At 58.1% G+C, this 11,942-nt stretch carries 13 protein-coding genes; 2 read left to right on the top strand and 11 right to left on the bottom strand.

All coding sequences use genetic code 11. The features are described 5' to 3' along the window. The first annotated feature begins 487 nt into the window (after positions 1-487). A complete protein-coding gene (locus tag KPHS_15630) occupies positions 488-1,771 on the top strand; it encodes a type II citrate synthase (RefSeq protein ID YP_005225863.1) in 1,284 nt (427 codons plus the stop codon). Here the strand turns inward: KPHS_15630 and KPHS_15620 are convergent. From KPHS_15620 to KPHS_15540, 9 genes are all read right to left on the bottom strand, one after another. Next, positions 1,761-1,874, bottom strand: a complete 114-nt coding sequence (locus KPHS_15620; RefSeq protein YP_005225862.1) for a hypothetical protein — start codon at positions 1,872-1,874, stop codon at positions 1,761-1,763. The genes KPHS_15630 and KPHS_15620 overlap by 11 nt on opposite strands. Beyond that, complete coding sequence (locus KPHS_15610; protein YP_005225861.1) at positions 1,862-2,653, bottom strand: endonuclease 8; 792 nt, start codon at positions 2,651-2,653, stop codon at positions 1,862-1,864. Before KPHS_15610 ends, KPHS_15620 begins: the two co-directional genes overlap by 13 nt. A gap of 15 nt (positions 2,654-2,668) precedes the next feature. After that, positions 2,669-3,313: a pyroglutamyl-peptidase I gene (locus KPHS_15600; protein ID YP_005225860.1), complete on the bottom strand. Its 645-nt coding sequence runs from the start codon at positions 3,311-3,313 to the stop codon at positions 2,669-2,671. 9 nt (positions 3,314-3,322) lie between these two features. Next, entirely contained in the window at positions 3,323-4,318 is a 996-nt protein-coding gene (locus KPHS_15590; RefSeq protein ID YP_005225859.1) for a DUF979 domain-containing protein, read from the bottom strand. After that, positions 4,315-5,040 carry a DUF969 domain-containing protein gene (locus KPHS_15580; protein YP_005225858.1) on the bottom strand — a complete coding sequence of 242 codons (726 nt, stop codon included), beginning with the start codon at positions 5,038-5,040 and terminating at the stop codon, positions 4,315-4,317. Before KPHS_15580 ends, KPHS_15590 begins: the two co-directional genes overlap by 4 nt. 81 nt (positions 5,041-5,121) lie before the next feature. Next, positions 5,122-5,865 (bottom strand): 5-oxoprolinase subunit PxpA, encoded by a 744-nt coding sequence (locus tag KPHS_15570; protein YP_005225857.1) that lies wholly within the window; start codon positions 5,863-5,865, stop codon positions 5,122-5,124. Beyond that, positions 5,855-6,787 (bottom strand): putative carboxylase, encoded by a 933-nt coding sequence (locus tag KPHS_15560; RefSeq protein ID YP_005225856.1) that lies wholly within the window; start codon positions 6,785-6,787, stop codon positions 5,855-5,857. The genes KPHS_15570 and KPHS_15560 overlap by 11 nt, the downstream gene beginning before the upstream one ends. After that, complete coding sequence (locus tag KPHS_15550) at positions 6,781-7,437, bottom strand: putative carboxylase (protein YP_005225855.1); 657 nt, start codon at positions 7,435-7,437, stop codon at positions 6,781-6,783. Before KPHS_15550 ends, KPHS_15560 begins: the two co-directional genes overlap by 7 nt. A gap of 14 nt (positions 7,438-7,451) precedes the next feature. Beyond that, a complete protein-coding gene (locus tag KPHS_15540; protein ID YP_005225854.1) occupies positions 7,452-8,195 on the bottom strand; it encodes a putative hydrolase-oxidase in 744 nt (247 codons plus the stop codon). A gap of 267 nt (positions 8,196-8,462) precedes the next feature. On the opposite strand from KPHS_15540, the gene KPHS_15530 reads away from it, so the two are divergent. Further along, positions 8,463-9,941: a putative transport protein gene (locus KPHS_15530; RefSeq protein YP_005225853.1), complete on the top strand. Its 1,479-nt coding sequence runs from the start codon at positions 8,463-8,465 to the stop codon at positions 9,939-9,941. On the opposite strand, the gene KPHS_15520 is transcribed toward KPHS_15530, so the two are convergent. Further along, a complete protein-coding gene (locus KPHS_15520; protein YP_005225852.1) occupies positions 9,913-11,355 on the bottom strand; it encodes a deoxyribodipyrimidine photolyase in 1,443 nt (480 codons plus the stop codon). The two genes, KPHS_15530 and KPHS_15520, sit on opposite strands and share 29 nt — an antisense overlap. A 183-nt stretch (positions 11,356-11,538) precedes the next feature. Then, positions 11,539-11,748, bottom strand: coding sequence for a DUF2517 family protein (locus KPHS_15510; RefSeq protein ID YP_005225851.1), 210 nt, complete (start codon positions 11,746-11,748; stop codon positions 11,539-11,541). Between the last annotated feature and the right edge of the window lie 194 nt (positions 11,749-11,942).

Genomic DNA, 11,942 nt, shown 5'->3' with positions numbered 1-11,942 from the left:
CCGCAGTATAGGCCGTTCACAAAATCATTACAATTAACCTACATATAGTTTGTTGGGTTTTCTCCGGAACAGTGATCAAGGTCACGATACCAACATTTTTTTAATTTTTAATCACCTGATTTGACAAATATTAAACATTCTTGTTACAACCATTACCAGTTAAATGCAATAATGCTCAAAAGTTATGGGGTCACTCTTTCACCTGAGAATAAGTTATGTAACAGTGTGTCAGTATTGACCGATGTAATCAGGACAGTTATTAGTGGTATATAGGTTTTAATATTCGGACTGCTAAAACGCTGATTTGCTGTTGTTTCACCGCAGCCCTGAAGGACGTGCCATCAAGCGCCGTTGCTCTGTACCCTGCCCTTTTCGCTGACGCAGAGCTGTGTGCAACATAACAAACTGGTAACGTATGCAGGCGCGGGCCGAAAGCAAATCCACCACCCGGCAGTCTTAAGCAATAAAGGCGCTAAGGAGACCATAAATGTCTGATGCTAAAGCAAAAATCACCCTGGGTGGTGACACTGCTATTGAACTGGATGTGCTAAAAGGCACGCTCGGTCAGGATGTTATTGATATTCGTAGTCTTGGTTCAAAAGGCGTATTTACCTTTGACCCAGGTTTCACATCAACGGCTTCTTGTGAATCTAAAATTACGTTTATCGATGGTGACGAGGGGATCCTGCTGCACCGCGGCTTCCCGATCGACCAGTTAGCGACCGAATCTAATTATCTTGAAGTCTGTTATATCCTGCTGTACGGCGAAAAGCCGACCCAGGCCGAATATGACGAATTCAAAACTACCGTCACCCGCCACACCATGATTCATGAGCAGATCACCCGTCTGTTCCACGCGTTCCGTCGCGATTCCCACCCGATGGCGGTGATGTGCGGGATCACCGGCGCGCTGGCGGCGTTCTATCATGATTCCCTCGACGTGAATAACCCGCGTCACCGCGAGATTGCCGCCTACCGTCTGCTGTCCAAAATGCCAACCATGGCAGCCATGTGTTACAAGTATTCTATCGGCCAGCCGTTTGTTTATCCGCGCAACGACCTCTCCTACGCCGGCAACTTCCTGCGCATGATGTTTGCGACACCGTGCGAAGAGTATGAAGTCAATCCGGTGCTGGAGCGCGCGATGGATCGTATTCTGATCCTGCACGCCGATCACGAGCAGAACGCGTCGACCTCCACGGTACGTACCGCAGGCTCCTCCGGCGCTAACCCGTTCGCCTGTATCGCTGCGGGCATCGCCTCCCTGTGGGGACCGGCACACGGTGGCGCCAACGAAGCGGCGCTGAAAATGCTGGAAGAGATCAGCTCCGTTGAGCACATTCCGGAATTTGTTCGTCGTGCGAAAGACAAGAATGACTCTTTCCGCCTGATGGGCTTCGGCCATCGTGTTTACAAAAACTACGATCCGCGCGCCACCGTGATGCGTGAAACCTGCCATGAAGTGCTGAAAGAGCTGGGCACCAAAGACGACCTGCTGCAGGTGGCCATGGAGCTGGAGCATATCGCGCTGAACGACCCGTACTTCATCGAGAAGAAACTGTATCCGAACGTCGACTTCTACTCCGGTATCATCCTGAAAGCGATGGGTATTCCGTCCTCCATGTTTACCGTTATCTTCGCCATGGCGCGTACCGTGGGCTGGATTGCGCACTGGAACGAAATGCACAGCGATGGCATGAAGATCGCCCGTCCGCGTCAGCTGTATACCGGCTACGCCAAACGCGATTTCCAGTCCGACATTAAGCGTTAATCTCACTGTCCGGATCATAAAAAACGCGCCTGCTGGCGCGTTTTTTATGCCTGATAACGCGCTTCATGCTGAAATCGCCCGCCAGCCGGCTTAATGCTGGCATCCTGGACACCAGTAAAATGGCCGCGAGGAGAGCGTCGTCTTCTCAATGATTCCCCCACAGCGTTCGCACCTTTCCCCATCGCGATGGAAGACCTTAAAGCGAAACAGCGCGCCATGATGCTTGTTGTCATCCACCAGACCGCGAGTACGATAGGACAGCCGCGGGATATCGAGCAGCGCGTGCGCCAGCGCATCCAGCTGACTGTCGCTCAGTTCAGCGGCTTTACGCTTACCGCTTAATCCCACCTGCCAGAGAATTTCCACCCGCAGATAGTTTCCGAGCCCGGCAAGAAAAGCCTGATCCAGAAGCAGGCCGGAAAACTGACGATTGCGGAATTTGGCCGACAGCAGCCGCGCTTTCACCTGCTCCGCGGTTAACGTCATGTCCAGCACGTCCGGTCCGACGCGCAGCAAGAACGGATGGTTGGCAACCTGCTCCGCCGTGAGGATATCAATGTCCGACGCGCTGTAGAGCAAAATCGCCTTGCTGGCGGTCTGCAGCCTGACACGCAGTACGCGGTTCGATTGCGGCTCAACGCCGGCATCCACCACCCGCCAGACGCCGTACAGCTGGTTATGGCTATACAGGGTCAATCCGCCGGAGAAGTGGGTTAACAGGGCCTTGCCGCGGGTGGCGATATGGGTCACCCGCTGACCAATTAGCTGAGTTTGATAGGGTTGCAACTGAGGAAAGGCGAACCAAACGTTGGTTAAGGGTTCGCCTTTTATTGCCGCCTCCAGTTTATCCGCCGCACGGCGGATCTCCGGACCTTCCGGCATACTGTCATCCTTCTGTTAATGGGTGGCGCCGCCGCCAATTTTGACATCGTCATTCTGTTCAAGGGCGACGGCAATCGCCGTTTCCAGCGCCGCGCGTACCGTCGCGACCGACATACTCGCCTGCCCCGGGTGGGCCGCCGCCTGTTCAGGCAGATAAGGAATATGGATAAAACCTCCCTTCTGCCCGCTTTTTCCCTGCAACTGATGCAGCAAACCATACATCACGTGATTGCAGACGAAGGTGCCCGCGGTTTGCGACACCGAGGCCGGGATCCCCTGCTGGCGCAACGCGCTAACGATCGCTTTGATCGGCAGCGTACTGAAGCAGGCCGCAGGGCCATTAGCGACGATCGGCTCATCGATCGGTTGCTGGCCTTTATTGTCGGGGATCCGCGCATCATCGACATTGATCGCTACACGTTCGACGGTAATATCGACACGGCCGCCGGCCTGTCCGACGGCAATCGTCAGCCGCGGTTGATAGGTTTCCAGCGCCGCCTTCAGCACCGTCAGCGCTTCGCCGAATACGCAGGGTAACTGTTTAGCCACCACCTGCTGTCCGCGAATAATCATGCCATCCAGCTGCTTAACCACTTCCCATGAAGGGTTAACCGTTTCGCCGCCGAACGGCTCAAAACCGGTAATCAATACGCCAGCCATCATCCCTCCTTACAGGAACATCAGGAAATAGAGTAAGAATACATTGACGATAAGCAGCAGGATACCGGTCGGTATCTGGGCTTTAATCACCGCATTTTTATCCGGCAGTTCCAGCAGCGCCGCCGGGACAATATTGAAGTTCGCCGCCATCGGCGTCATCAGCGTGCCGCAGTAGCCGGAAAACATACCAATCGCCGCCATTACCGCCGGATTGCCGCCGTGCTGCAGGACTAAAATCGGAATGCCAACTCCGGCGGTCACAATCGGGAAAGCGGCAAAGGCGTTGCCCATCACCATTGTCAGCACCGCCATGCCGATGGCATACACAGCCACGGCGATAAAGCGGTTATCGACCGCCAGATAGTGCTCGGTCAGCCATGAAATGCTGGTTCCGACGCCCGCTGCGGTAAACAGCAGCCCCAGCACCGCGAGGATTTGCGGCAGGATAAAGGCCCAGCCGACGGAATCAAGCAAACGGCGCGCTTCCTGCATTGGCTGCGCCACCGTTTCATGCGTCATACGAATCGCCATCGCCAGGCCAATCAGCGTACCGACAGTCATCGAGAACAGAGTAATCAGCGTCGCGTGGTTGCCCGGCCCGAAGAGCGCCACCTGCCATGAGGGCAGATTGTTAAACAGCAGTACGCCAATGACGGTGACGACCGGAATCGCCAGCGCCGGAAAGAAAAGTTTGTTGCCGAGGCGTTTCGCGCTGGCGGTTTTCTCTTCCTGGCTACGCTGATGGTAGCTGCCGAGGCGCACGCCGCCAAAACCGGCGATCAGCGCCAGGACGACCACCACCCCGCCGACAGCGATATTCACCTTACGCTTATCGCCCACCAGTTGATATGTCCAGTCGCCGAGCAAGAACACCAGCCCGTACAGGCCCCAGAACAGACCGGTTGTCAGACGTCGCGGATTGCTTTTGTCGCGCCAGGACATGATAGCCACGACCAGCAGTACCGCGCCGGCCAGCCAGTATAAATAGGTTTGCTGGAAATTCATGCCGCACCGCCTTTCGCCTGTCCGGCGTTTATCCGGTCCAGCTCGCGCTGGAGATGGCGATCGAGTCGCCACAGGCGCGCGGCGTGGATCAGAAAGGCGCAGATCGCCGTCGGGATCCCCCACAGGGCAATATGCAACGGTTCTGTCTGGATCCCACCCGACTCCAGCATAAAGTTGTGCATGAAGATGATCGCGCCGAAGGCGACAAAAATATCTTCGCCGAAGAACAGCCCGACGTTATCGGTCGCCGCCGACATCGCGCGCAGGCGGTAGCGTACATTGCCCGGCAGCGGGCCAAAGCGCTTTTCCGCCGCCCCCTCCGCCATCGGCGCCAGCAGCGGGCGCACCATTTGCGGATGTCCGCCGAGGCTGGTCAACCCCAGAGCGGCGGTGGCTTCGCGCACAAACAGATAGACGATCAGCAGACGTCCGGCGGTCGCGCTATGGATCTTCGCGATCCACGCCTGCGCCCGCTCTTTCAGACCATGGCGCTCCAGCAGCCCGATCACCGCCAGCGGCAGCAGCAGAATAAACGGCAGATTACGGGTATTCAGGAAGCCCTCGCCCAGTTTCTCCAGAATAGTGGCTATTGGCATATGCGCCGCCACGCCGGTGACGATCCCGGAGATAATCACCACCAGCACCGGGTTAAAGCGTAATACAAAACCGACCACAATCACGGCAATGCCGATTAGCGGCCAGAGGGATATCGCCTCTTGCATAATAACGTCCTGTTCAGTTGTGAGTATTGTGAGTGTTGTTAATTATTTGATTTAATTATTATTAATAACTTAGGCGGACTATTACTCGAGGTCCGCGCTGACGTCGATATTCCGCCCGGCAAACGCGGCGCGCAAGCGTCGGGCGAAATCGAGCGCGTGAGCGCCATCGCCATGCAGGCAGACCGTTTCCGCCTTTACATGCGCCCATTCGCCGCTCAGGCTGCGCACCCGGTTGTGCTGCACCATTTCCAGCGTTTGCGCCAGCGCCTGCTCTTCGCTCTCAATCAGCGCGCCCGGTTGGCTACGCGGCACCAGGCTGCCGTCGGCCAGATAGCCGCGATCGGCGAAGACTTCCTGGCGCGTCGTCAACTGATAATGCTGTCCGGCGCGGATAAGCTCGCTGCCCGCCAGCCCAACCAGCACCAGGTCGGCGTCGGCATCGCGCACCGCACGGGCGATAGCGTCGGCCAAAGGCGGCTCTTTCGCCGCCTGGTTGTACAACATGCCATGCGGTTTGACGTGCCGCAGCTCGCCCCCCTGGGCGTGTACGATTGCCGCCAGCGCGCCAATTTGGTACAGCACCTGGGCGTAGACCGTCTCTGGCGGTAACTGCATCGCGGTTCGACCGAAATTTTCCCGGTCCGGGAAGCTCGGGTGTGCGCCGATAGCGACGCCGTTTTTCAGCGCCTCGCGCACGCATTGCTGCATGAGAACCGCATCGCCGGCGTGAAAGCCGCAGGCGATATTGGCGGAAGAGACCAGCTGCAGCAGCGCGCTATCGCTGGCGCAGCCTTCGCCGAGGTCGGCATTTAAATCAATTTTCATCGCTTAATCTCCAGGCCAGTTGTTCAAGGTAGCGCTGCTGGTCGGCGCGCGCTTTTAGCGCTTCCTCCAGCGAACAGGGGACGAAATGGATCGGCTGACCTAGCGGAATTTGCGCCAGTTGGTACATATCGGCTTCAATAATGCAGGCTATACGCGGATAGCCGCCGGTGGTTTGCGCATCGTTCATCAACACAATCGGCTGGCCGTTATGCGGTACCTGTACCACGCCGGGCAGCAGGCCATGAGAGAGCATTTCCCGGTCGGTTGTGCGCCTGAGCGGCTGCCCCTGCAGGCGGTAGCCCATACGGTTGCTTTGCGGACTCAGCTTCCACGGCGAGCGCCAGAAAGACTCCTGCGACACGCTGTCGAATTCGTGATACTCCGGCCCCGGCAGCGCGCGAATAATATTGCCTATCGGCAGCTGTTTAACGCCGCGCGAGGCGCTAAAGCGGCGGGACGATTTCCCAATCTTCACTTGATCGCCATCCTGCAACCGGCGCCCTTCGATTCCGCCGATACCGACTTTCAGATCGGTAGAGCGGGAACCTAAAACTTCAGGGACATCAATACCGCCCGCGACCGCCAGATAGCTGCGGATCCCATGCTGAGGATTTTTCAGCACCAGCCGCTGCCCGGCCTTCGCCTCCATTCGCCAGCCCAACCAGACCGGCGCGCCGTCGAGCGTCGCTTCACAGGCGGCGCCGGTCAACGCGAACCAGCAGTGGCGGGTAAACTGCACATCGACCTGACCCAGCGTAATTTCCAGCGCCGCCGCCTCCGGCGCATTGCCCACCAGCAGATTGGCAATGGTCATCGCCGGTTTATCCAGCGCGCCGCAGCGGCTAATCCCCCACTGGCGCTGGCCTTCCCGGCCGCCATCCTGTACCGAGGTATACATGCCGGCGCGGATAAATTTCAACATACCCCCTCCTTCTGCGGCACAAAGCGCACGCGATCGCCGGAACGCAGCAGCACCGGCTCTTCACGTTTTGGATCGAATAATGCCAGCGGCGTGCGCCCCAGCAGCTGCCAGCCGCCCGGCGTCGCCAGCGGATAAATACCGGTTTGCGATCCGCCGATGCCGACGGATCCCGCCGGTACCAGTACGCGCGGCTCGGCGCGACGCGGCATCGCCAGCTGCTCCGGCAGGCCGCCAAAGTACGGAAACCCCGGCTGGAAACCCAGAAACCACACCATGTACTCCACCGAAGAGTGCAGTTCAACCACCTGCTTTTCGCTCAACCCGCTATGGCGCGCGACGTCGCCAAGATCTGGTCCCGCCTCGCCGCCGTAGATAACCGGGATACTTATCTCACGGTATTCCGGCTCCAGCGCATCGCTCTCTTCCCACCAGCGCTGCAGCTTGTCAATCGCCTCCCACGCCATCTCCTGCGGACGACGCAGCACAACGGTGATGTTGTTCATCCCCGGGATCACTTCAACCACCTCTTCGCGATCGGTCAACCGCTGCGTCAGTCCCCAGATACGTTTTTGGCTCTCCAGGGTCACCGGAGGCTCAAGCTCCAGGACCACCGCCGTTTCACCTAACAGATAACAACGCGCTCGCTGCACTTTCTTCTCTCCCGTCAGGCAGGGTTAGGAATATCAATAAAGGTAACATCCAGATCGGTCGTTTCCGTCAGCCATTCGCTGAGGGCGCGAATGCCGCCACGCTCGGTGGCGTGGTGGCCGGCGGCATAAAAATGCAGGCCCTGCTCGCGGGCAGAGTGAATAGTTTGTTCCGACACTTCGCCGGTGATAAAGGCGTCCACGCCAAAGCGCGCCGCGGCGTCGATAAAGCTCTGGCCGCCGCCGGTACACCAGGCGACGCGGCTGACGGTGTCCGGCCCGGTATCGCCGCACCACAGCGGCTTGCGCCCCAGCCGCGCTTCGATCCACGAGGCCAGTTCGAGGCCGGAAACCGGCATCGACAGCTCGCCCCACGGCACCAGCGGTTCGATTTCGCCGAGCACGTTAATCCCCAGCAGATGCGCCAGCTGCGCGTTATTGCCCAGCTCCGGATGGGCATCCAGCGGCAGGTGCCAACCGTAGAGATTGATATCGTTGGCCAGCAGGGTTTTCAGGCGACGGCGCTTCATGCCGCGGATCACTGGCAATTCGTTTTTCCAGAAATAGCCGTGATGAACAATCACCGCATCCGCCTGCAGACGGACGGCCTCATCCAGCAGCGCCTGGCAGGCCGTCACTCCGGTGACGATCTTGTGCACCGTTTCGCGTCCTTCCACCTGCAGACCGTTAGGGGCGAAGTCACTGATGGCCGCACTATTGAGCTTGTCGTTAATCAGTTGTTCCAGTTCGCTATTTTTCATCGCCACTCCAGCAGATAATCAGGTTATACAAAGGCATAACATAACCATATCCATTCGGGTCGTCGATAGTCCGCTACCGTCACTGACCATGACTTTTTAACGAATCCCGCAATTTGTCTATTCATCCCGCCGCGCATTAGTGTATATTTATGCACTAATAAAGCATATTAAATAATCAGAAAGCCCCTCAAGCCATGAATATGACTGATAAATCGCTATTCATGCAGAACGATCGACTTTCGCTTTACGCCAGGAAACACACGTCATATGCAGACAACATCATCGCAGCCGCGGGCGATCTACTACGTCGTGGCGCTGCAAATCTGGGAGTACTTTAGCTTTTACGGCATGCGCGCCCTGCTGATCCTCTATCTCACCAATCAGCTCAAATATGACGATAACCATGCCTACGCCCTGTTCAGCGCCTACTGTTCGCTGGTCTATGTGACGCCGATCCTCGGCGGCTATCTGGCCGATAAGCTGTTAGGCAACCGGATGGCGGTCATGCTCGGCGCGCTGCTGATGGCCATTGGCCATCTGGTGCTCGGGGCCAGCGAAACCGCTCCGCTTTTCCTGTACCTGTCGCTGGCGATCATCGTCTGCGGCTACGGGTTGTTTAAATCCAACGTCAGCTGTCTGCTGGGCGAGCTGTACGAACCCGCCGATCCGCGTCGCGATGGCGGCTTTTCGCTGATGTATGCCGCCGGCAATATCGGCTCGATTATCGCGCCGATCGCCTGCGGCTACGTACAGGAGGAGTATAGCTGGGCGATGGGCTTTGCCCTGGCGGCCATCGGCATGGTCGCGGGGCTGGTGATTTTCCTCTGCGGCAACCGTCATTTCCAGCATACCGCTGGCGTCAACCGCCAGGCGCTGTGCGCGCGCCGCTTCCTGCTGCCAAACTGGGGCTGGCTGCTGGTGTTGCTGGTTACCGCCCCGCTGCTGATTGCGGTACTGTTCTGGCAGGAGTGGTCGGTGTATGCCCTGATCGTGGCCACGGCCATTGGCCTCGCGGTACTGGCGCGGATCTACCTGCGCGCCGAAACCGATAAACAGCGCAAGGATCTGCGCCTGATCGTCGTCCTGACCGCCTTCAGCCTGCTGTTCTGGGCCTTCGCCCAACAGGGCGGGAGCTCCATCAGCCTGTATATTGACCGCTTCGTTAACCGCCATATCATGAGCTACGAAGTCCCTACCGCTATGTTCCAGTCAATCAACGCCTTCGCGGTGATGCTCTGCGGGATGGTGCTGGCGTGGCTGGTGAAAGAGAGCGTGAACGGCAATCGCACCGTGCGCATCTGGGGGAAATTTGCCCTCGGTCTGGGCCTGATGAGCGCCGGGTTCTGCATTTTGACCCTCAGCGCCCGCTGGTCGGCGGCCTATGGTCAGTCGTCCATGCCGCTGATGGTGCTGGGTCTGGCGGTGATGGGCTTTGCCGAACTGTTTATCGACCCGGTCGCGATGTCGCAGATCACCCGCATTGAGATCCCGGGTGTCACTGGGGTGCTGACCGGTATTTATATGCTGCTCTCAGGGGCCATCGCCAACTATCTGGCCGGCGTTATCGCCGACCAGACCTCGCAGGCGTCATTCGACGCCGCCGGAGCGGTGAACTACTCCATTGACGCCTACATTACCGTCTTCAGCCAGATCACCTGGGGCGCGCTGGCCTGCGTCGGCGTGGTGCTGGTCATCTGGCTGTATCATTCGCTGAAAGTCAGGACCCGCCGTCTGGCGGTGGAGTAATTCCTTTTCTGGCGGCCTCCCAGGCCGCCAGCGTCTCCTGCCGCGCCTGCTTGTGATCAACTATCGGGCGCGAATAATCCAGCGTGATCCCTTGTTTATCCGCCCACGCCCACGGCTGATGCAGGGCCTTCTCCGGCACCTTTGCCAGCTCCGGCAGCCAGCGACGTATAAACACCCCCTGTTTATCAAACTTTTCGCCCTGGGTGGTGGGATTAAATATGCGGAAATAGGGCGCGGCGTCGGTGCCCGTTGAAGCCGCCCACTGCCAGCCGCCGTTATTCGCCGCCAGGTCGCCATCAATCAGCTGGCTCATGAAATAGCGCTCGCCCGCCCGCCAGTCGAGGCGCAAATCTTTGGTCAGGAAGCTGGCTACAATCATGCGCAACCGGTTATGCATCCAGCCGGTGGCGTTAAGCTGGCGCATGGCGGCATCAACAATCGGAAAACCGGTCTCCCCGCGCTGCCAGGCCTGTAGGGAGGCCTCCTCTGCGCGCCAGGCGACCTTATCTGTCCAGGCAGTAAATGGCCGCCCTTTACAGAGCTTCGGATAGTAGACCATCAGATGGCGGTAAAACTCGCGCCAGATCAGCTCGTTAAGCCAGGTGGCGCCGGCTCCGCCGTCCAGCGCGGCGGGATGTTCCGTCAGCAGACGATGCAGGCACTGGCGGGGGGACAGCACGCCGATGGCCAGGCAGGGCGACAGGCGACTGGTCCCTTCCACGGCCGGGAAGTCGCGCTGCCCCTCGTAATCCGCCGCCGCTTGCTGACAAAACGCGCGCAGACGCGCCAGCGCCGTTTTTTCATCCGCGGCAAACAGCAGCCCGTCAAACGGCGTTTGCGGGTAGTTAAGCTCAGGCAGCGGCGGCGCCTGGCGGGCAGGCGCCTGGCGCGGCTTCGGGGCCGCCACGCACGCCGGCAGCCCGTCCCGCAGACGGCGAATAAACGCATTTTTAAACGGGGTGAAGACTTTATACATTTCGCCGCCACCGGTCAGTACGCTGCCGGGGGGCAACAGGACGCTGTCGTCAAAGCCCTGGCAAATCACGTCGCACAAGGTGTTCTCAACGGCGGCATCGCGCTGGCGTTCATTGAATTCGTACTGATAGTTGTAGAACAGGTGACTGACCTGATGCTGCTGGCAAAAATCGGCCAGCCGTTCGACGCTGGCGGTAAAATCGTCCGCCTCTTCTACCCACAGCGGTATGCCCCGTTCCGCCAGCGCGGCATGCAGACTCTGTAAATGGCTGGCGATAAAAGCGGCCTGCCGTGGCGCCAGGTGATGTTCACGCCACTGCCCCGGGGTGGCGATATACAGCGCCAGCACCTGCGCCTGCGGATCGCGGCAGGCGGCAGCCAGCGCCAGGTTATCGTGAATGCGTAAATCCGTGCGTAACCAGACCAGATGGGTGGCCATATCACTCCTTATTATCCGTCAGCAATACTCATCTTATGATCTAAGCCGGCAAAAATAGCGCGCTCCGGCAAAATACGCACCTGCCAATTCCAAGGCGGCGCATAAAAACGAGTGTAGACAAGCGGCGAAAAAAAACCGCCGGGGCAACCTGGCGGTCTTGTTATTTTCTTCGCAGCAGGAGGATTAATAGAAATCGTGAGCGGCTTTCTCCGCCTGCGCCATCCACACCGGCTGCTCGCTGGTTTTCGACCACACCCGGTGCAGCCAGCTGTAGTAGCGGGCGCGATCTTTCCAGAACAGCATCACCGGCAGCGCTGCGACACCAGCCACGACGGCGAAAGCACGACGCAGCAAAATAATATGAGCAGGATAAGCTTTGTACAACGCCATCATTTCTCTCCCCTTTGTCAGGCCGGCAAGCAGCGCCGGTAAAATTAATCATGTTTGTCTGAGCAAAATAATACCGCTCTGCTTGTAATTTTACTACTCATCCGACCACTAAAAAGCACGTATTTATACTTAATTTACATTCGCCACGTAAATTAGTTACGAAAAAGTTAAATTAATACTAACCATCAGTTAATTTG

It is taken from the genome of Klebsiella pneumoniae subsp. pneumoniae HS11286 (genome assembly GCF_000240185.1).
In the GTDB taxonomy this organism is placed as follows: domain Bacteria; phylum Pseudomonadota; class Gammaproteobacteria; order Enterobacterales; family Enterobacteriaceae; genus Klebsiella; species Klebsiella pneumoniae.
This window is presented reverse-complemented; position numbering and strand designations above follow the sequence as displayed.